Annotated in this window: 17 protein-coding genes; 8 read left to right on the top strand and 9 right to left on the bottom strand. The window is 72.0% G+C overall.

What is annotated here, in order from left to right:
• The 5 genes from QQM72_RS10915 to QQM72_RS10895 all read right to left on the bottom strand — a co-directional run bounded on the left by QQM72_RS10915 (position 1) and on the right by QQM72_RS10895 (position 5,510).
• Entirely contained in the window at positions 1–1,260 is a 1,260-nt protein-coding gene (locus QQM72_RS10915; protein ID WP_314220627.1) for a cation:proton antiporter, read from the bottom strand.
• A gap of 255 nt (positions 1,261–1,515) precedes the next feature.
• On the bottom strand, positions 1,516–1,887 hold the full coding sequence (locus QQM72_RS10910; protein ID WP_314220626.1) for a hypothetical protein: 372 nt from the start codon (positions 1,885–1,887) through the stop codon (positions 1,516–1,518).
• Between the two features lie 307 nt (positions 1,888–2,194).
• Entirely contained in the window at positions 2,195–3,805 is a 1,611-nt protein-coding gene (locus QQM72_RS10905) for a sodium/solute symporter (protein ID WP_314220625.1), read from the bottom strand.
• Between the two features lie 429 nt (positions 3,806–4,234).
• The gene (locus tag QQM72_RS10900; RefSeq protein WP_314220624.1) at positions 4,235–4,456 is read right to left on the bottom strand and encodes a hypothetical protein; all 222 of its coding nucleotides are present in this window, start codon (positions 4,454–4,456) and stop codon (positions 4,235–4,237) included.
• 232 nt (positions 4,457–4,688) lie between these two features.
• Complete coding sequence (locus tag QQM72_RS10895) at positions 4,689–5,510, bottom strand: endonuclease/exonuclease/phosphatase family protein (RefSeq protein WP_314220623.1); 822 nt, start codon at positions 5,508–5,510, stop codon at positions 4,689–4,691.
• Positions 5,511–5,731: 221 nt separating this feature from the next.
• Here QQM72_RS10895 and QQM72_RS10890 point away from each other — a divergent pair, with 221 nt between their 5' ends.
• Positions 5,732–6,409 (top strand): class I SAM-dependent methyltransferase, encoded by a 678-nt coding sequence (locus QQM72_RS10890; protein ID WP_314220622.1) that lies wholly within the window; start codon positions 5,732–5,734, stop codon positions 6,407–6,409.
• A gap of 387 nt (positions 6,410–6,796) precedes the next feature.
• The gene (locus QQM72_RS10885; protein WP_314220621.1) at positions 6,797–7,246 is read left to right on the top strand and encodes a spore-associated protein; all 450 of its coding nucleotides are present in this window, start codon (positions 6,797–6,799) and stop codon (positions 7,244–7,246) included.
• Positions 7,247–7,546: 300 nt separating this feature from the next.
• On the opposite strand, the gene QQM72_RS10880 is transcribed toward QQM72_RS10885, so the two are convergent.
• Positions 7,547–8,140 carry an MBL fold metallo-hydrolase gene (locus QQM72_RS10880; RefSeq protein WP_314220620.1) on the bottom strand — a complete coding sequence of 198 codons (594 nt, stop codon included), beginning with the start codon at positions 8,138–8,140 and terminating at the stop codon, positions 7,547–7,549.
• Between the two features lie 130 nt (positions 8,141–8,270).
• Between QQM72_RS10880 and QQM72_RS10875 the strand changes: the two genes are divergently transcribed.
• Together QQM72_RS10875 and QQM72_RS10870 are read left to right on the top strand one after the other, a co-directional pair.
• On the top strand, positions 8,271–9,176 hold the full coding sequence (locus tag QQM72_RS10875) for a GlxA family transcriptional regulator (protein ID WP_314220808.1): 906 nt from the start codon (positions 8,271–8,273) through the stop codon (positions 9,174–9,176).
• 341 nt (positions 9,177–9,517) lie between these two features.
• Positions 9,518–10,042, top strand: a complete 525-nt coding sequence (locus QQM72_RS10870) for a hypothetical protein (protein ID WP_314220619.1) — start codon at positions 9,518–9,520, stop codon at positions 10,040–10,042.
• Positions 10,043–10,219: 177 nt separating this feature from the next.
• Here QQM72_RS10870 and QQM72_RS10865 read toward each other — a convergent pair whose 3' ends face one another.
• Entirely contained in the window at positions 10,220–12,490 is a 2,271-nt protein-coding gene (locus QQM72_RS10865) for a M4 family metallopeptidase (protein WP_314220618.1), read from the bottom strand.
• A 438-nt stretch (positions 12,491–12,928) separates the two neighbouring features.
• Between QQM72_RS10865 and QQM72_RS10860 the strand changes: the two genes are divergently transcribed.
• From QQM72_RS10860 to QQM72_RS10850, 3 genes are all read left to right on the top strand, one after another.
• On the top strand, positions 12,929–14,863 hold the full coding sequence (locus QQM72_RS10860) for a CASTOR/POLLUX-related putative ion channel (protein ID WP_314220617.1): 1,935 nt from the start codon (positions 12,929–12,931) through the stop codon (positions 14,861–14,863).
• Positions 14,864–15,204: 341 nt separating this feature from the next.
• Positions 15,205–15,672, top strand: coding sequence for a hypothetical protein (locus QQM72_RS10855; protein WP_314220616.1), 468 nt, complete (start codon positions 15,205–15,207; stop codon positions 15,670–15,672).
• A gap of 75 nt (positions 15,673–15,747) precedes the next feature.
• Entirely contained in the window at positions 15,748–16,299 is a 552-nt protein-coding gene (locus tag QQM72_RS10850; protein WP_314220615.1) for a precorrin-3B C(17)-methyltransferase, read from the top strand.
• Between the two features lie 28 nt (positions 16,300–16,327).
• Here the strand turns inward: QQM72_RS10850 and QQM72_RS10845 are convergent, their stop codons facing one another.
• Both QQM72_RS10845 and QQM72_RS10840 read right to left on the bottom strand, forming a co-directional pair.
• Complete coding sequence (locus QQM72_RS10845) at positions 16,328–16,780, bottom strand: flavodoxin family protein (protein WP_314220614.1); 453 nt, start codon at positions 16,778–16,780, stop codon at positions 16,328–16,330.
• Positions 16,781–16,857: 77 nt separating this feature from the next.
• The gene (locus tag QQM72_RS10840) at positions 16,858–17,013 is read right to left on the bottom strand and encodes a hypothetical protein (RefSeq protein ID WP_314220613.1); all 156 of its coding nucleotides are present in this window, start codon (positions 17,011–17,013) and stop codon (positions 16,858–16,860) included.
• Positions 17,014–17,323: 310 nt separating this feature from the next.
• On the opposite strand from QQM72_RS10840, the gene QQM72_RS10835 reads away from it, so the two are divergent.
• A complete protein-coding gene (locus tag QQM72_RS10835; RefSeq protein WP_314220807.1) occupies positions 17,324–19,084 on the top strand; it encodes a S8 family peptidase in 1,761 nt (586 codons plus the stop codon).
• Positions 19,085–19,325: the final 241 nt, after the last annotated feature.

The raw sequence follows: 19,325 nt of genomic DNA, 5'->3' as shown, positions 1-19,325 counted from the left end.
TCAGCCCCGCCGGGCGGCCGGCGCGGCGGCCGGTTCGTCGGGCGGGCCCGGCTCGGCGTCGACGGCGGGTGTGGGACGCGTCGGAGCGGTCGGTGTGCGGCCTCCGGTGGCCAGGCGTACGAGGAGGTGAGCGCGCCCCGCGGCCACGGGACCGAGCACGGCCAGTACGAGGACGTACCCGGCGATGAAGGGCGCGAGCCGGTCGTCGAGTCCCGCGCTCGCGGCCATGGCGGCGAGGATCAGCGCGAACTCGCCACGGGCCAGGAGCGTGGCGGCGATGTTCGCGGCGGGCTCGGGACCGTAGCCGTGGAGACGGGCCGCGATCAGTCCCGCTGCCCCGTTCATGCAGAGGGTCAGGGCGGCCGCGAGGGCGACCGGAACGAGGACGTCCGCGAAGTCACCCGGGTCGATGGCCAGTCCGAACGCGAAGAAGAAGATCGCGGCGAAGGCGTCCCGCAGCGGATGCACCAGCCGGCGGATCCTGGCGGCCGACGGGGTCTGGGCGAGGATCAGACCCACCATGAACGCCCCGATGGCGTCCGCGACGCCGAGGAGCTCGGAGACTCCGGCGACGAGTACGGCGGCGCCCAGAAAGCTGATGACGAGGAGTTCGTCGTCGCGCACATGGATGAGCCGGCCGATGAGCCGCGTGCCCCAGCGGGCGGTGGCGGCCAGGACCAGCAGGAACCCGAACGCCTTCGACACCTGGACCAGCACCTCGGCGGCCCCGTGCGCGCCACCGATGACGGGCTGGAGGGCGGCGAGGTACAGGGCGAGGAAGACGTCCTCCACCACGATGACGCCGAGGATCAGGCGCGTCTCCGGACGAGCGAGACGGCCCAGGTCGATGAGGATCTTGGTGACGATGGCGGAGGAGGATATCCCGAGGACGCCCGCGAGTACGAGCGCCTCCCGGGTTCCCCAGCCCAGTGCGAGGCCGAAGCCGAGTCCGGCGCCGACGTTCAGCAGCAGGTAGCTTCCGCCGGCCAGGGCCAGGCGTCTGCCGCCGGTCTTCAGGTCGTCGAGGTGGAACTCCAGACCCAGGTAGAACAGCAGCAGCACCAGGCCGAGTGCTGACAGCATCTCGAAGTCGTGGGCGTCCTCGACCAGGACGAAGCCCGGTGTGTGCGGGCCGAGCAGCATGCCGGCGAGGGTGAACAGAGGGATGGTCGGCAGCCCGATGCGGTTGCCGAGACGGGCGAGGAAGGCCGCGGCGAGGAAGGCGCCGCCCATGGCCAGCAGGGCGTCAGCGTGCCCCATGCGTCACCTCCCTTGCGGGCAGGCGGAGTCGGGCTCGTGGCACGGCGCGGGAGTGGATGGGCGGTTCTCCTTCACGGATGGTGACAGGTGGACGGATGCGCCGACGACCGCGTTCGGTCCGCCTCGACGCCGCCCGACGTTCCGGGCGCCTCTCCACGATCACGTGCCGGTGGGGGTCGGCGCCATCGGGGTCAACACCCATTTGTCCCGGGAAGGATGCCCCCGCACGCCGACCCCACCGCGAGGCCTCCAGGCTCAGTGAGCGGCGATCCAGCGCCGGACGGCCTCGTTGACGGTGTCGTCCAGGGCGCTCAACTCGTCCACGGCGTGCAGGTCTCCTGGGGCGGGCGCGACTCCCGCCCGGATGAGTGCCGCGTGCAGCTCCAGGCGGCGCCGGTCGGCCGAAGCCATCACCACGGGCAGCCGCCGGCCCGGGTCGGGAGCTGGCCGCGGTGTCTCCTCCTCGGCCGCCCGCGCCTGGGGCGGCACGCGCCAGTCCTCGTCCCCCCACAGGACGCCGGAGTCCGCGCCGCTCAGAGTCGTGTGCGCGTCGAAACCGCAGCGGTAGGGGTCCAGGATCAGCTCAGGCACCGTCACGGCGGTCGGTGAGTACTGCCACTCCTGCATACAACCTCCAGCATTCGGCGTTCGCTTGGTGTCCAGGAGGCGGCCTGCCCGGTCGACGGTTGCAGGGCAGGCGACGAACCACCCGAACGCCCCCAAACCCATCTCGTCACACGACTGCGCCACCTGACGGAACCCGCTGCTCACGGCTGCGCGCCCGGCACCTCGGGCGTCCGGCCGGGCAACGGACCCCCTTGCCCGGGCAGGTCGGCGGCGCCGGTCCTGGCCCGGCGCCCCGGGCACGAAACCGCCGATCACGGGCGGTGCCATCGCCTCCACGAGTCACTGCCGAGCGACGGCGGACCAGATGTCAGGGACGTCCCGCGGCATCGCGGCTGCGTGCGTCACGGCGCACGGTTCCCGTCCCGTGGTGCCAGGATTCTCGCGGGGCCTCGGGGCGGGCACGTCCGATGAGACCGAGCAGGAAGCCCGCGGGGATCGTGATCAGCCCCGGGGTCTGGAGCGGGAACCAGTGGAAGTCGCGGCCGGGGAAGAGCGCGGTGGGCGTGCCCGAGACGGCGGGGGATCCCGCCAGGAGCAGCGCGATCAGCGGCAGGGTCCCGTAGACGGTCCAGCGCGCCCCGGTGGCGGTGTGGCCGGGCAGGAAGAGCGCGTACAGCAGGACCGGAGCGAGCACCGAGGCCGCGACGGTGAACGACAGCGAGATCAGTGTCAGTCGGCCGCGGTCCTGGACGATCACGGCCAGCACGACGGCGGCGGCTCCGACCAGGACGATGCCGATCCGCGCACGGCGGATCTCGCCGCCGGGCGAGCGGCGCGCGGTTTTGTGGACGGGCCGGCCGCCGAAGTCGCGGACGAGGCTGGAGGCGGCCGCCAGGGTGATACCGGCGACGGCCGCGAGCGTGGTCACGAAGACGGCGCAGGCGACAGTGGCGAACACCATGCTGTGCCGGACTCCCCCGGCAACCGGGTCGAGCGCGCCCGTCAGCATCAGCAGCGCCGTCGCTCCCCCGGGGTCGGCGGCCCGCAGCAGGTCCCGGCCGATCAGCGCGCAGGCGCCGAGTCCGGCCACCACCACCGCGGCGCACACCACCGTGACGGGGCCCACGGCCCAGCCGACGGCACGGCGAGCGGTACGGGCGTCGCGCAGCGGGTGCAGCCGCATGGTGAGGTGCGGCAGACAGGCGGCGCCCAGCAGGAGGGTGGTCTCGAAGCTGATCAGGTCGAGGCGCCCGGCGAAGGAGTGGCCGAAGTGCAGTCCGGGGTGCGCGTAGTCGGCGCCCGCCTCGGAGCGGTCCTGGGCGGCGTGGAAGAGGCCCGCAGGTGACCATCCGAACCGGGCCAGGACGAGCCCGGCCACGAGCAGCACCGCGGTCAGCACGACACCGACCTTGAGGACCTGTACGTAGCCGATGCCGCGCATCCCGCCGAACGCGGCGTAGCAGACCATCAGCGTCCCGGCGGCGACGGTGCAGCCGGTGAGCGCACCGTCGGGAAGGCCGAACATGGCCACCATGATGTGACCCGCGGTGGAGAGCTGCACCAGGAGCAGCGGTGTGAGGACGACGAGGGTGGCGACGCCGAGAGCGCGGCGCACGGAGGGGTCGCCGAGCCGGTCGGCGAAGAAGTCCCCCAGGGTGAACACGCCGCCGCGGCGCAGGGGTTCGGCCAGGATCCGCATCACCAGGTAGAGCGAGACGACGGTGGCGCAGGCGAAGAGCATGCCGTCGGCGCCGTCGAGGGCGACCGAGCCCGTGGTGCTGAGCAGGGTGGCCGCGGAGATGTAGTCGCCGGCGATGGCGAGTCCGCTGCCGACCGGGCCGAAGGCGGCGCTGCCCCCCGCGTAGAAGTGCTCGGGGTCGTCCAGGTCGGCCGCCGCCAGCCCGCACATCAGCAGGGACACCGCGACGAAGACGAGGAAGACCACGACGCCGAGCGAGTGTCCGTCGCCGGTGCTCATGCTCGGCCCTCCGGTGCCGTGGCCGCGTACGAAGTCGGCGAAGCGGAGGGGGCCTTCGTCGCGTACGGGCCGTTCGGCGCGTACGGGCCGTTCGGCGCGTGTGGGCCGTTCGGCGCGTGTGGGCCGATCGGCGCGTGTGGGCCGATCGGTTCGTACATGTCGTTCTGTTCGAACGGTTCGTACGGGTCGCTCGGTTCGTGCGGGCCTGGCGGCGGAGGGGATGCGGAAGACATGGCGGTCATGCCATCAGCCGGTCGAGGCCGCGTACAGCGGACGGGGCGCGCGGGAGGCGTTGGCACAGCGGGGCCGCGGCGGGGCTGTGCGAGGGCACAGGCTGGCCCCGACGGCCCTCCCCGTGCCCGCACGCAGCCCGTTCACGGCCGACTTCCCCGCGTGGCATCGCAGTTCACGGTCGCCGTCCCGGCTCGGTCAGAACAGCTCGTCCTGCTCCACGGGGCCGGTCCGGCCCCCGGTGCGCCGGACCGGTTGCCGGGCGGGCGGCTCCTTGCCGAAGAGGGGAACCGTGCCGTACGCGTCGGGTTCGGCCGGCACGGGGGTGGGTCCCGTCCCCACGTTCAGACGCAACGGGACGTCCCGGTCGAAGTCCGCCGGCGTCATCGCCGACCACTCGCAGTCCTGACGTTCACTCATCAATGCTCCTCCGCCCTCGCGCCTTCCCCTACCCCTGCCCCTCGACGTGCACGCCCAGGCGATGATCAAGGACCTGTACGGCCGGATGCGGGGTCATGTCACCCGTCCTGTCGTCCCGCTCTCATCGGCGGCGCCGAGCGGCCGTGGCCGCCGGCCGGCGGGACGCCGACGGTGGGGTTGGCGACGTCGTCCGCGGCGGGACCGGCCTGGGCGGGTGACGTGCCGAGGAGACTCATGTCGTGTCCAGGTCGGCGTGGACCAGATCGTGGTCCGAGTACGAGGTCGGATGCACACCGTGCTTGAGCGGGACGATGCCGCGCAGGAAGATGTAGTCGAACTTGCTCTGCCAGTCGGTGGTCGTCTTGCAGTCGCCGGCGAGCGAGGGACGGCACTGGGGGTCTGCATCCGCGGCCAGTTCCCAGATCGCGGTGAGTTCGGCAGCGTCCGGCACGGCGTTGAAGTCGCCGAGAACGATCGCGCGCTTGTGCCGTGCGACGTCAGCGGCGAGTACGCCGGTCTGGTCTGCTCGGACCGCCTCTTGGCGCCGTTCGGCAAGGTGTGTGTTGAAGACCCGCAGAGGCCGGCCGCCCACAGTGGTGGTGACCGCCATATACCCACGGTCCTCGGATCCGCCGTCGGGATATTCCACGTTGACGAGGTCCGTCATCGGAGCCGCCGAGAGTATCGCCTGACCGTAGGCCCCCGGACTCCACGGCACTCCCCCACAACGCCCCCAGTTGCGCAGTACCGTCCCGTACTCGACGTGGTAGACCAGCCCGTGGCGTCTCTCCAGTTCGTCCCGGATCCTCTCGACGTCACGTACGCACGCCTCTTGCAGGCCGATGACCTGTGGTGCATAGGTGGCGATCTCCGCCGCCCGGTCGACGTCGCCTTCCTCGCAGGGGTTGCAGATGTTCCACGTCATGACCCGGTTCGGTACGACATCCCGGACGGCTTCGACGGGCAGTGACCTGGCGGAGGGGGCACCACTGCGTGCGTTGTGGCCCACGAGCGCCACGCAGGCCACGATCAAGGCGCCTGTGAGCAGACGCATTCCCCTACCGGGCACCATCGCCTCCTCACCGCGGAAATCCATGGCATCTGACGTCCCCACGTACGAGGTTATGGGACGGGGCGGTCAGCAACACCTGCCGCCCCCGCCCGACTTCACCGTCGCCGCTCCTGCTCCCGGCTCTTCCTCGCGCCCTGGACGCCGTTTTGCCGGACCGGCAACAGCATTGGCGTGATCAGCGGACGATGGGCGACGGTGGGCCCGTGACCGACAACATCTCAGGACCGCCCGCGCCCGACGCCCCCTTGCCTGCCGACGGATACGTCGGAGACCCCGCGGTGCGGGCGGAGTGGGACAACCGATACGCCGACCGGCAACAGCTGTGGAGCGGCCGGCCCAACGGTGCGCTCGTGGCCGAGGTCGCCGGGCTCACACCCGGGCGGGTGCTCGACGTCGGCTGCGGAGAGGGCGCGGACGCCGTCTGGCTCGCGCGCACCGGCTGGGACGTGACCGCGCTCGAGGTCTCGGGCGTCGCGCTGGAGCGGGCCGCTCAACACGCGCGGGACGCGGGCCTCGCCGTGCGCTGGGTACACGCCGCACTGACGGAAGCGGCACTCCCGCCGGCCTCCTTCGACCTCGTCTCCGCCCAGTACCCGGCCCTGCTGCGCACCCCCGACGCCGCAGCCGAGCGGGCGCTGCTCGCGGCCGTCGCGCCCGGCGGCGTGCTGCTGCTCGTACATCACGCGGGGATGGACACCCAGCAGGCGCACCACAGCGGCTTCGACCCGGCTGACTACGTCTGGCCTTCGATGGTCGCCGCTCTGCTCGACGACGACTGGGAGGTGGAGCTGAACGAGCAGCGGCCGCGGGTGGCGCCGGACGGCGGCGCCGGCGCGCACCATACCGACGACCTGGTGCTGCGGGCGCGACGGCTGCGCTGAGGGCCCCTCCGCTCGATGCGGGACCGGTAGCCGGGCATGCTGGGCGCCGCGCGGTCTGGACTGCCGCGGGAGGTGCCCCCAACGGACCCCGAGCTGCTCCCGAGCGAGAAGGGATGCCGCCCGCCCCGTTCCTCAACGGGCCAACAGCATTTCTGGAAAAGCGAGTTGACGTCGCCACACGGCGGACCGCGTCGCCAGGACGTCGTGTGCCCGGTAACGGCCCGAACCTGGCGCGCACCGCTCACGCGCTCACGGTTGCGTCCCGACTCGGCCAACCACGCCGCCGGTTATGTCTGAAAACACCGGTAACTCCGGCACAACCATCCGAAGACCCCGCCCGTCACATAAGACAGGAGCAACCAACTCCTAAGCATTCAAGGGGGAAATATGCGTCTCACTCACTCCATACTGGGCGCCACCGCACTGGCCGCTCTGTCGGTGGGGGCCACCACCGCCCTGGCGGCACCCGCCTCCGCCGCACCCAACACCACCCCGCAGAAAGTGTGCGGAAGCGGCTACAAGACCGTGAACTCCGCTGCCGTCGGCTCGCTGGGCACCGTCTACCTCGCCTACAACGCCACCAACGGCAACAACTGCGTCGTCACCATCCGCAACAACCCCGGCACCCGTGTGGACATGTCCGCCTGGATCTACGTCCCCGACACCAACGAAGGTGACGACGACTACGGGTCCTACACCTCGTACGCGGGACCCTCCTACGTCATCGGCAAGGGACACTGCGTCGACTGGGGCGGCGGCATCGCCAACACCTACGTACAGGTGATCGGCTCCAACTGCGCCTCCCTGAAGGAACACCGGACCACCTACACCCGGTGATCCACTCCACCCACCCGCCCACGACACCCGGCGTACCGCCGGCCCCCGCCCTGCGATCGCCGGCCGGAACGACCGCCGACCGTCAGGCCGCACAACGCCGGGGCCGACCTGAGGGCGCCGTGGCGGCATGGTGCAGGACAGGCGGAAAGCCGTAACCGTCCGGCCCGCCCTGACGGAACCCACCCGGTTCCGTCAGGGCGGGCCACGCGGGTTCCGCGTCGCGGTCGGGCGGCCGGCCGACGACCGGTCCCCGTCAGCGGTCCCCAGTCCGCAGTCCGCTATCCGCACCGGACAGAGCGGCTAGCGTGGCGTGTTGTCGTCGGCCTTGAACGGGCCGCCGTGGCCGGGCACGATCAGGTCCGCGGCGCTCAGCACCCGGAGCCGGGAGGCGCGCAACACGTCACGGTCGGGGGCCACCGGATCGTCCGCCGGGCCCTCCGCGTGCCACCACAGATCACCGGCGAAGGCGACCACGCCCGACTCCGTGCCCGCCAGCAGCGTGATGTCCTCCGCGCTGTGGCCCGGGGTGCGGATCAACCGTAGCGACGGGGTGAGTCCGTAGCCCTCCGCGTCCCGGTTCCTCCACTGGTCGCCGAGGTACTCCACCTTGTGGTCGTGCACCCGGGCCCGTCCGAACAGGCCCACGTTCATCGTGTTGTCCGGGTGGTGATGGCTGAGCACCACGTCGGTGATGTCGTCGGGGCCGAGTCCCAGCTCCTCGAGCGGAGCGAGGATCCGGTCGCGACTCGCCACCATGCCCGGGTCGAAGATCACATGCCGGTCGGCGTCGGACACGTAGGAGACGGTGGCGGCGACTCCGGGACCGGTGGAGCCGACGTATCCGGTGGTCAGGATCGTGTACACGGCGCTGCGGCCGAGCGGTGCGTCTGTCATGACCTCAATCCTTCCGGGCAGGACGGTCGTTCACGAGTGGCACACTTGCCAGCGATCGCAGGATTGGTGCCACACTGAACACGTGCCTCGATTCACGACCGTCGCCGCGTACACCCCGCCGGGAGTCGGCATGCTCGCCGTCGGCATCGTCACCGAGGTCTTCGGTCCGCACGGGGAGCTGCCGGGCTTCGACTTCGCCCTGTGCACGGACCGTCCCGGGCCGGTCCCCACCGACGTCGGCGTTGCGCTCACCCTCACGCACGGCCTGGACAAGCTCGCCTCCGCCGATCTGGTGATCGCCCTGCCTTGGGCCGGCTTCCGCACCCCGCCCGCGCCCGCCGTGCTCGATGCGCTGTCGGCCGCGCACGAGCGCGGCTCACTGGTCGCGGCCCACTGCGTCGGCGCTTTCGCGCTCGCCGCCGCCGGACTGCTCGACGGCCGGCGGGCCACCACCCACTGGCGGTTCGCCGAACTGCTCGCCCGCCGCCATCCGAACGTCACCGTCGAACCAGACGCCCTCTACATCGACGAAGGACGCGTCGTCACCGGCGCGGGAGCCGCCGCGGGCTTCGATCTCTGCCTGCATCTGCTGAGGCGGGAGTACGGAGCCGCCATGGCCAACGCCGTTGCCCGGGATGTGGTGTTGCCCTCGCATCGCGATGGCGGGCAGGCGCAGTACCTGGCCACCCCCGTCCCCGAGGACTGCCGCGACGAGCGTCTCGCCGAGGTGCTCGCGTGGGCCCGTGAGAACCTCCACCAACCGCTTCCCGTCGCGGAACTGGCCCGGCGTGCCGTGATGAGCAAACGGTCCTTCGCCCGCCGCTTCACCGCCGCGACCGGCACCACCCCCCACGCGTGGCTGCGGAGCCTCCGGCTGAGCAGCGCCGAGGAGTTGCTGGAGACCACGGACCTGCCGGTGGAGGAGGTCGCCCGCCGCGTCGGATACGGAAGCGCGGCCGTCCTGCGCGAACAGTTCGTGCGCCGCCGGGGAGTGCCGCCCCGCTCCTACCGCCGGTCCTTCACGAACACGCCGTGACGGACGACGCGGGCCGGCAGGGCCGACGCCAGGCCCGGATGCCGGACCAAGTCACCCACCGCAAGCGCCGCTGAGGACATCCGGGCCCGGCCGGACGCGTCCGGCATAGCGTTCACGTCAAACTCATTGCAATGAACGCGAGATGCTTGTTGCATTAACGCTCGAGCCATTGCAACGATTTCATCGCCACGAGCTGGCTTTATAGGGGAATTCTGCGATTAACTCGTTGCTCAACACGTGAATGCAACGTAGCGTTTCCGCATCAAGAAACAGCGGGTCGACGGCCTTGCACCTGTCGGGCGGCGCGCGTTTCACGAAGGGGCGATCCCAGGGGGCGGATCATGGAGACAGCACACGGCCTGCGGCGGGCGTCACCCGGCGCCCTCGGTTCTTTCGCCCGCTTCGTACTCTGCGGCGGCGGAGTAGGGCTCGCCTCCAGTTTCGCCGTGGCGGCCCTGGCCTTCCGGATTCCCTGGATCCTGGCCAACACACTGATCACCGTGGGCTCCACGCTGCTCGCCACCGAGCTGCACGCCCGCTTCACCTTCGGTGCGGGCGAGCGCGCGTCCTGGCGCCAGCATGCGCAGTCGGCCGGGTCCGCGGCAGCCGCGTATACGGCGACCTGCGTGGCGATGCTCGTCCTGCGTCAGTCGGTGCCGGCGCCCGGCGCGGTGCTCGAGCAGGTCGTCTACCTGTCCGCCTCCGCACTCGCCGGTGCCGCACGGTTCGCGGTGCTGCGCCTCGTCGTCTTCGCACGCAACCCCTCGCGGGCCGCGGCCACCGTCCGCACCGCCCATCCCCTGCACGTGCCCGTGGTCCGCGCCGCGGCGCCCATCGACCCGGCGGTGCTCTGCCGCACCGCCTGAGCGTTCCGCCGGACGGCGTGCCGCGCCGGACCCGCACGGACGACACCGCCGCCCGGGTCTGGGAGGACCCGGGCGGCGGTGTCGATCGGCCTGCGGTCGGAGTGTGAACCGGCAGCGGCACGCACCGATCAGAGAGTGAACCGGTCAGGGAATGAACTCAGGGAGTGGACCGACCGGTCAGGGCGTGAGCTGCCAGCGCTGGATGTAGCCCACGTCGATCGACGCGCGGTCCTGGACCCGCAGCTTCCAGGTACCGGTGAGAGGCTGGGCCGAGGCGTCGACGGTGAAGGTCTGGTCGACGTTGTCGGCGGAGCCGCCGGTGCGGTTGAGGAGCGAGTAGACGGTGCCGTCAGGACCGACGAGGTCGACGGTCAGGTCACCGCGGTAGGTGTGCACGATGTTCACGTAGACAGAGGTGGTGGCCGAGGCGTTGCCGTCGCGGCCCGCGATGGTGATCGGGGACTCCACGGCGGCGCCGTTGTCGGGGATGTCGACGCGGGTGGCGGTGGCGTAGATGTACGCGATCCGCCAGGTGAAGGTGTCCGTGACGGAAGCGCCCGTGCTGTCGGTGACCGTGACGGCGACGTCGCTGGTGCCGAGAGTGGTCGGCGTCCCGGAGATCAGGCCGCTCGCGCTGAGGGTCAGGCCGTCGGGCAGGCCGGTGGCCTCATAGGTCAGGCCCGCACCGGAGTTGGTGGTGTAGGCGTCCACCTGAAGGCCGACCGCCTGGCCGACGCCGCTGGTCTGGTCGGCGATCGGGGCGACGTTGACGCCGAGGGCTATGCGGCTGCCGACGTTGATGGCGGCCCAGGCGTCGGCGACGGCGAGGTAGGTGGGGCTGTACGCGCCGAACAGGTCGGCCGACGCCTGGAGGGTGGCCGTGCGGGCGCCCGCGTAGTTGGTGGACGAGGTCATGTACGTCGTCAGCGCCCTGTACCAGATGGCGGCGGCGTTCTCGATGCCGATGCCGGTGACGGCCTGACCGTCGTAGGTCGGGCTGTCGTAGGCGACGCCGTTGACGGTCTTGGCGCCGCTGCCCTCGGAGAGCAGGTAGAAGAAGTGGTTCGCGGGGCCCGAGGAGTAGTGGACGTCGACGCTGCCCAGGGTGGAGCTCCAGCTGTCGCGGGAGGAGCCGTCCTTGGAGGGCTTGTCCATGTACCGCAGCGGGGTGCCGTTGCCGTTGATGTCGATCTTCTCGCCGACGAGGTAGTCGCCGGGGTCGGCGGCGAGGTCCGAGTGGAACTCGACGGCCGCGGCGAAGATGTCGGAGGTCGCCTCGTTGAGACCGCCGGACTCGCCGGAGTAGGTCAGGTTGGCGGTGGCGGCGGTGACGCCGTGGCTCATCTCGTGGGCGGCCACGTCGAGGGAGGTCAGCGGGTGCGTGTTGCCCGAACCGTCGCCGTAGGTCATGCAGAAGCAGCTGTCCTGCCAGAAGGCGTTGACGTAGTTGCTGCCGTAGTGGGCCCGGCTGTAGGCGGCGACGCCGTCGTTGCGGATGCCGTTGCGGCCGTAGACGTCCTTGTAGTAGTCCCAGGTGGCGGCGGCGCCGAAGGCCACGTCCACACCGGCGGTCTGGCGGTTGGACGGCAGTCCGGTGCCCCAGACATCGTTGTCGTCCGTGAACAGGGTGCCGGTGCCGGAGGTTCCCTGGTTCAGGTCGTACGTCTTGTGCCCGGCGCGGTCGCCGTCGGTGAGCTGGTACGTCGATCCCGACAGCGTGCTGCCGACGGGAACCGTGCCGACGTACTGGCCGGTGCCGGTGCCGGTGTGCACCTTCTCGGCGGCGAGGATCTGCTTGCCCGTGGTGGCGTCGGTGACCACCTGGAGTTCGCTGGGCGTGCCGTCCTGCTGGACGCCTTCGACGACCGTCTCCCAGGCCAGGACGGGCTTGGCGACGCCGGCCCAGACGACGAGACGGGGCGCGCGCTCGGTCGCGGTGCCGGTGACGTCGGCGCCCTTCGCGGCCGCGAGAGCCTTGCCGGTGGCGTTGGCCGCGGTGAGCTTCGGGCTGAGGGACGGCAGCGTGAGCGTGGCGCCGCTCGCCTTGGACACGGTGGTACGGCCGCTCTTGAGGTGGACGACCAGGTCACCGCCGAGGACGGGCAGTCCGGCGTAGGTGCGCTCGTAGCGGGTGTGCGTGGTGCCGTCGGCGTCCTGGACGACGTCCCTGACGACGAGCTTCTCCTGCGCGCCGAGGGCGAGCCGCTGGGCCGTGGTGCCGGCCGTGGTCTGCGCGCTCTTGATCAGCGAGGCGCGGCGGGCCGGAGACAGGGTGGTCGCCGCAGCGCCGGCGCGAGGCGTGGCGGTGATCTTGGCGGGGCCGGGGTCGGCGGGAGCCGCGCCGGCGGTACCGGCGGGGGCACCCAGAGCGAGCAGGGTCCCGATGGTCGTCAGCGCGAGGGCGGTGGCGCGTCTGCGCCGGAGGGTGGGGTGGTGTCGCCGGGGCAACGGGTTCTCCTTCTGTGCGACGGTCGGCCCGCGGTGGGGGCCGAGGTGGGGCGGACCGACGGGATGGGGCCGGTCCGGAGCGCTGCACGGCAGGCGGGTGGAAGGAGGTGGGGGGTGGGGTGGGATGCCCCGCATGATGCGGGTGTGAAGGAAGGGTGAACTTCGGCAGCAGCGTGGCACCGCGTGCACAGGTTTGTCATGGGAATGCCAAAACAACGGCTGGAAATGACCATGTCCTGCTGGGGATCCGCCCTGCTCGGCACACGTTTTCAGCCGCGAGAGCGGCCCCGTTCCCGAAAGGGTGAATACGGGGACTCACACGGCGTGTCGCGGCACCGCGGGCTGCACCCTGCGAGTTCAGGTGGCGACGGGAGTCGGCAGGAGACAGGGGGCGCGGTGGAAGGGCAGCGGCGAGGGCCGGTTTCGTTACGGGAGCGGATGCGCTACCGGTTCGACAACACACTGGCCCGCAGCACCGGAAGGCTGGTCGGATGGCTGGCCGTGACCTGCCTGGGCATCGTCGTCCCGGCGAGTGCGCTGCTGGTGTGGACGGACCCGTCCTCGCCCCGGTCGCTGTCGGGCCGGCTGACCGCGGTTTGGCGGGTGAGCGCGGAGACCCTGCGGCTGGGCGCGGTGACCGGCGCCCCGCTGCGGATGCTGCTGTCCGTGCTGCTGGGCCTGATGGCACTGCTGTACGTGTCGACCCTGATCGGCGTGATCACCACCGGCCTCACCGACCGCCTCACCGAACTGCGCCGAGGCCGCTCCACCGTGGTGGAGACGGGCCACTCGGTGGTGCTCGGCTGGTCGGAGCAGGTGTTCACGGTGGTCGGCGAACTGGTCGCGGCACGCACCGATCAGCGCTGGAGCGCGGTCGTGGTGCTCGCCGACCGGGACAAGACGGAGATGGAGGAGGCGCTGGCGGCCGTACTCGGACCCACCGGCACCACGCGCCTGATCTGCCGCAGCGGCTCCACGGCCGATCCCGACGCGCTCGGGCTGGTCAGTCCGGGATCGGCGCACGCGGTGCTGGTCCTGCCCGGCACGGAGGCCGCCGGGGACGCCGAGACGGTACGGACCCTGCTGGCCCTGCGCGCCGTCCTCGGCGAGCACCCGGGCGCGCCCGTCGTCGCCTGTGTACGGGACGAGCGCTACCGGACCGCGGCGCGGCTGGCCGCGGGTCCGCGGGGCATCGTGCTGGAGTCCGACCGGACGGCGGCCGGACTGATCGCGCACTCCGCGCTTCACCCGGGCCTGACGCCCGTGCTGCGGGAGCTCCTCGACTTCGCGGGCGACGAGTTCTACCTCGCCGCCGCTCCCGAGCTCGTGGGACGCCCTTTCGGCGACGTCCTGCTCGACTGCGCGACGGCCGCCGTGGCCGGGCTGGTGCGGGCCGACGGCACTCCCCTGCTCAGCCCGCCGCCGGCGACCGTCGTCGCGCCGGGAGACCGCCTCGTGGTCGTGGCGCCGGACGAGGACACCGCGCGGTGGGAGGACTGCCGGGACCTCGTGGAGCCGACAGCCCTGGCCGAGCACGGTGCCGGACCGGTCGGACCGTCGCGTTTCCTGCTGCTGGGCTGGAACCGCCGGGCGGCGCACCTGGTCGACCAGCTGCGCCGCTGCGCTCGGCCGGGCTCGGTCCTGCACGTCGTGACCGACCCGGCGGAGCAGGCGCCCCCGACGCTCCCGCTGCCGCTGCCGGAACCGCGCAGGGAAGCCTCGCTCGTCGACGGGCTCGCGGTGACCTGCGCAACCGCCGATCCGACCGACCCCTCGTCCCTGCGCGGTCTCGACCCGGGCTCCTACGACCGGATCATCGTGCTCGGGCCGGACACCGGCGACGACGCCGACCGGCCGGACCACCGCACCCTGGTCGTCCTGCTGATCCTGCGGTCGCTTGCGCAGGAGACGGGGCACTCCGTGCCGGTGATCGCGGAACTCGCCGACGAACGCAACCGGGCACTGGCCCCGCTCGGACCGGGCTCCGAGGCGGTCGTCGGCGGACAGCTGACGGGCCTGCTGATGGCACAGGTCTCGCAGAACGGACACCTTGCCGCAGTGTTCGAGGAACTGTTCGCCGCCGGCGGCAGCGCACTGCGGCTGCGTCCGGCACATCACTATGTGCTCCCGGACCGTCCCGCCTCCTTCGCCACGGTCGTGGCGGCGGCGCGTGACCGGAGCGAATGCGCGATCGGCTACCGCTGTCACGACACCGCCGCCGCGCCCGCCGGCCACGAGGTCCGGCTCAACCCCGCCAAGGCCGGCAGACGGGTCTGGAGCCGCACGGACGAGATCGTCGTGGTCGTGCGGGACGGCACGGCCGAGGGCGGCAGGGCGGAAGGAAGCCAGGTGGCGCGGGTGGACGCCTCCTAGGTCGTATCCGCGCAGCAGCGTCGTCTGCCCGCAGGACAGGGCTCGCGGCGTCGGTGGGTGCGGTCGCAGGGCGCCCTCGTACCGGGTGTCCGTGGGCGATCCCGACAGGGCGATCCCGACAACGCGGCCGGGAGTCTCCCTCAAAGGGAGCGCGTGCCGGGCGTCGCGAGCCGGGCGGAACTTCGCGGACACCACCCAGCGCGTCCGGCCCGGTCGTCGCCGCGCCTCGCGGGGCTGGGCCGTTCGAGTGGTCCCCTTCCGCTCGCCGTCGTAGCGTCGGTAGAGAAGTTCATCCGGGCGCGGACACAGACGGCTCCCGGTTCGGTCGGGCGGGAGCGGACATGCGACACACGACGAGAACAGCGGTCATGCTCTGTGCGGCGCTGGGCCTCACGGCGGCCGTCGGCTCGGCCTCGGCCGTGCCGGCCGCGTCGCCGCCCACGGCGCGCGCGGCCGCGGTGCGGCAGGCCACACCGCCCGTGTTGGTCGACTGCCTCTGGCACGCCAAGGTGCGGCCCGGTGACTTCATCCTCGCGTGCGGCGACGGCAACAGCCGTCTGGTCTCGCTGCACTGGGACAGCTGGGGCTCGAACTCGGCGCGGGCCACCGGGGTCAACGTCGTCAACGACTGCGATCCGTACTGCGCGGCGGGCGCCTTCCACCCGTACGCCGTCGTCGTGAAGCTGGACCGGCCGCAGCCGTGGAAGAAGAACCCGCAGGTGCAGCACTACAGCCGGATCACCCTCACCTACCTCGGGGACAGGCCGGAGCAGTTCGGGCGAGTGGTGACGTACCCGCTCTGGAACTGAGGTGGTGGCAGGTCTCCACGTTCCGCCGTCTCGTGCCGACGCCCGCGTGTCCCACCCGCCTGTCATGATCGAGACATGACACGGATACGGCGACGGCTCGGCGCCCCGGTTCTGCTCGCCCTGCTCGTCCTCACCGCCGGATGCGCCGATCAGCCGAGCGACCCCCGGGCGGCCGCCTCGGCCGCTACCTCGCCCTCCGGTTCGGCGAAGGGCTTCTGCCCGCCGCCCGAGGACACCCTGGCGTCGCCTTCTCCGTGCATCAGCTACGGCTGGGACCAGCGGGTCGCCGAGAACCACGCCTTCCGTGAGGCCCAGCCCATCACCGCCGGGCAACGGCAGGCAGCACAGCCCCGGGCGACGGCACTGGCCGCCGCACTCCGGGAACTCGCGGACAAGGGGACCACTCTGGACGGGCTGCGGACGGCCGCCGCCGGGGCGCTGGGCCTGGAGCCGCGGCAGATCGAGGTGCGGGGCGATTTCCTGGTCCCCCTGCACGACATGCTCGTAGGGGGCGGCGAGGGCCGGGTGTGCGTCAACGGGACCGTCGACAGCAGCGGTCACGCGACGGCGGAGGTCGTCGGGCGCACGGTCGAGGGGACGTGTCTGCCCGGACCGGGCGGGCACTGACGCACGGCGGTCGGCGCCCGTCAGGCCCTCATGCCATCAAGCCGGCCGCGACCGTCGCGCCCAGTTCCCAGCAGGCGGCCACGTCCGCCTTGCCGGGTTCCCCGGTGACGGTGACCGGCTCGGCCGCGCGTCGCCAGCCCAGGCCCGTGGTGATGGTCCCGATGCCGCGCACCGCGCCGGTGACGTCGTTGCCGCCGTGCACGTAGTAACCGAAGGGCCGGCCACGGGTGGTGTCGAGGCAGGGGTAGTACACCTGGTCGAAGAAGTGCTTGAGCGCACCGGACATATAGCCGAGGTTGGCCGGCGTGCCCAGCAGGTAGGCGTCGGCGGCCAGGACGTCGGAGGCGGTCGCGGCGAGGGCGGCTCGGCGTTCGACGCGGACGCCCTCGATCTCCGGCGCCGTCGCGCCCGAGACGACCGCTTCGAACAGCGCCTGGCAGTTGGGCGAGGGGGTGTGATGGACGATCAGCAAAGTGGCCACGGCACGGAACCCTGCCCGCTCCCCCGGCCCGGCCGCAAGCGACGCCGCGGCCGGACCGGGTCCGGGGCCCGCACCTGTCACGCGTCGGCGCTCACGTCGGCCCCTCTCCCTGGATCGGGCGCCGGCGTGACGGTCTCGGCCGTGCCGACCGGGCAGCGGACCTCCAGGGTGCCGTCTTGGACGAGGACCGCGGCCGCCGCGGTCCGCACGTCGGCCGCGACCGCGTTCGGCACGGTCGAGGTGGTGGCTGGAGGCCGCGCGGCTGGGGCGGCATGTCCGGACTGCGGCCGCTATGCCAGGGCGCGGTCGGCGGCGCCGGACTCCCGAGGGGTCTCGACCCCTCGATGCCCGGAGTGCGTCTCTTTTCAGCCATGACCCTATGACTTCCCTGTGCGGAAAGGTACTTCCGCACAGGAGCATGCACCTGACATCTTGCATTCACCATTCGTTTCGTACGGCCCCGCCGGTGCCCTCAGCGCGGCCGGGCCGTCTCCGGAGGACGCATTGATACCCCCCATATCCGGCCGATCCAGACGCACGCTGGTGCTGGCGGCCACGCTCGGCGCCGTCCTCGCGTTCGGCGCCCCGGGCGCCCTCGCGGGCACGCTCCCCGTCGCCCCCTCCACCGCGACGGCCGCCAAGGCCCACGCTCCGGCCGCCGTGCCGGCTTCCCGGAGTGCGACCTGGGTGGCCGGCACGCGTGCCTACCTCGTGATCACCGCCCCTGGTGACAGCTCGGCGGTCCGTTCCGCGATCGCGGCCAACGGCGGCACCGTCTTCTCGAACTTCGACGCCATCGGCGTGATCGTCGCCCACTCGGCGTCCAGCGGGTTCGCCGCCACCATGCGCGGCGTCGCCGGCGTGCAGCAGGTCGGCGCCACGCGCACCTCGGACGTACCGGCCGACGCCTACGACCCGGCGCTCCCGGCCGATCCGGCCCAGGCCTCGACCCCGGCCGGAGAACCGGTCCGGGCCGACATGAGCCAGATCAAGGCCGACCAGGCGTGGGCCGTGAACCCGGGCTCCGCCTCCGTGAAGGTCGGCATCCTGGACACCGGTGTGGACGACCGGCACCAGGACCTGGCGCCCAACTTCGACGCGGCCGACTCGGTCTCCTGCGCCTACGGCAAGCCCGACACCCGTGCCGGCGCCTGGCGGGACGTCGACACGCACGGCACCCACGTGGCGGGCACCGTCGCCGCGGCCAAGAACGGCAAGGGCGTCGTCGGCGTGGCCCCCGGGGTGAGGATCGCCGCGGTCCGGGTCGCCGAGCCGGGCAACTCCTTCTTCTTCGCCGAGAACACCATCTGCGGCTTCGTCTGGGCCGGTGACCACGGCTTCAAGGTCACCAACAACAGCTACTACACGGACCCGTGGCAGTTCAACTGCCCGGACAACATCGACCAGGCCGCCATCATCGAGGGCGTCAAGCGCGCCCAGGAGTACGCCGAGGGCAAGGGCTCCCTCCAGATCGCCGCGGCGGGCAACGAGAACTACGACCTCGCCCACAAGACGACCGACTCCGCGAGCCCGAACGACTCGACGCCGGTCACCCGCACCATCACCAACGCCTGCCTCGACATCCCGACCGAGCTGCCGGGCGTGGTCACGGTCGCGGCCAACGGCACGGGCGTCACCAAGGCCTCGTTCTCCAACTACGGGCAGGGCGTCATCGACGTCGCGGCGCCGGGCAGCAACGTGTACTCCACCGTCCCCGGCGGCGGCTACGGCAGCAAGAGCGGCACCTCGATGGCCACTCCGCACGTGGTCGGCGTTGCGGCACTCATCGCCAGCGCCGACCCGGGCATCACCCCGGCTCAGATCCGCGCCAAGCTGGCCGCCCAGGCCAACGACATCGCCTGCCCCTCGGACAGCCGCTGCACGGGCACGACGGCCAGCAACTCGTTCTTCGGCGAAGGACAGGTCGACGCCCTGAAGGCGGTCGGGACCACCCCGCCGCCCGGCAAGTACTTCGAGAACCTCGCGGACTTCGCCGTCAACGACAACGCGACCGTGGAGAGCCCGATCGCCGTGACCGGCGTGACCGGCAACGCCCCGGCCACCCTCAAGGTGGGCGTGGACATCAAGCACACCTACATCGGTGACCTGAAGGTCGACCTGGTGGCGCCGGACGGCACCGTCTACACGCTGCACGACCACGCCGGCGGCAGCGCCGACAACATCGCCCAGACCTACACCGTGAACGCCTCCTCGGAGGTCGCGAACGGCACCTGGAAACTGCGCGTCAACGACAACGCCGCCTCCGACACAGGCAAGATCGACGCCTGGAACCTGACCTTCTGACGCAGGGCCCGGCAACGCCCGCGTCGGCACGCTGTGCGCCGACGGCAGCTCCCTGTCCGCGGCCGCGGACGAGGCGGGCTGCGGTCGGCCAGGGCTGGAACCGCTGCGCGGCAGAGGGCACAGGGGCCTCGGCTGCGGTGAACGCCGCGGCCGGGGCCGCCATCCCGGAGGCGCCCCGGCAGGTCGGCGAGCACCTCACCCCGGCCCCGGGCATCCCTTCGAGGAGGTGCGGTTCGCCTCG

The sequence above is a fragment of the Streptomyces zaehneri genome, assembly GCF_032248645.1.
Lineage (GTDB): Bacteria > Actinomycetota > Actinomycetes > Streptomycetales > Streptomycetaceae > Streptomyces > Streptomyces coriariae.
This window is presented reverse-complemented; position numbering and strand designations above follow the sequence as displayed.

Excerpts from the sequence above, each read along its gene's own strand:
- QQM72_RS10860 (WP_314220617.1), top strand. The coding sequence starts at position 12,929 with ATGCGCTACCGGTTCGACAACACACTGGCCCGCAGCACCGGAAGGCTG.
- QQM72_RS10900 (WP_314220624.1), bottom strand. The coding sequence starts at position 4,456 with ATGAGTGAACGTCAGGACTGCGAGTGGTCGGCGATGACGCCGGCGGAC.
- QQM72_RS10850 (WP_314220615.1), top strand. The coding sequence starts at position 15,748 with ATGACACGGATACGGCGACGGCTCGGCGCCCCGGTTCTGCTCGCCCTG.
- QQM72_RS10885 (WP_314220621.1), top strand. The coding sequence starts at position 6,797 with ATGCGTCTCACTCACTCCATACTGGGCGCCACCGCACTGGCCGCTCTG.
- QQM72_RS10895 (WP_314220623.1), bottom strand. The coding sequence starts at position 5,510 with ATGCGTCTGCTCACAGGCGCCTTGATCGTGGCCTGCGTGGCGCTCGTG.
- QQM72_RS10915 (WP_314220627.1), bottom strand. The coding sequence starts at position 1,260 with ATGGGGCACGCTGACGCCCTGCTGGCCATGGGCGGCGCCTTCCTCGCC.
- QQM72_RS10880 (WP_314220620.1), bottom strand. The coding sequence starts at position 8,140 with ATGACAGACGCACCGCTCGGCCGCAGCGCCGTGTACACGATCCTGACC.
- QQM72_RS10910 (WP_314220626.1), bottom strand. The coding sequence starts at position 1,887 with ATGCAGGAGTGGCAGTACTCACCGACCGCCGTGACGGTGCCTGAGCTG.
- QQM72_RS10855 (WP_314220616.1), top strand. The coding sequence starts at position 15,205 with ATGCGACACACGACGAGAACAGCGGTCATGCTCTGTGCGGCGCTGGGC.
- QQM72_RS10905 (WP_314220625.1), bottom strand. The coding sequence starts at position 3,805 with ATGAGCACCGGCGACGGACACTCGCTCGGCGTCGTGGTCTTCCTCGTC.
- QQM72_RS10870 (WP_314220619.1), top strand. The coding sequence starts at position 9,518 with ATGGAGACAGCACACGGCCTGCGGCGGGCGTCACCCGGCGCCCTCGGT.
- QQM72_RS10875 (WP_314220808.1), top strand. The coding sequence starts at position 8,271 with ATGCTCGCCGTCGGCATCGTCACCGAGGTCTTCGGTCCGCACGGGGAG.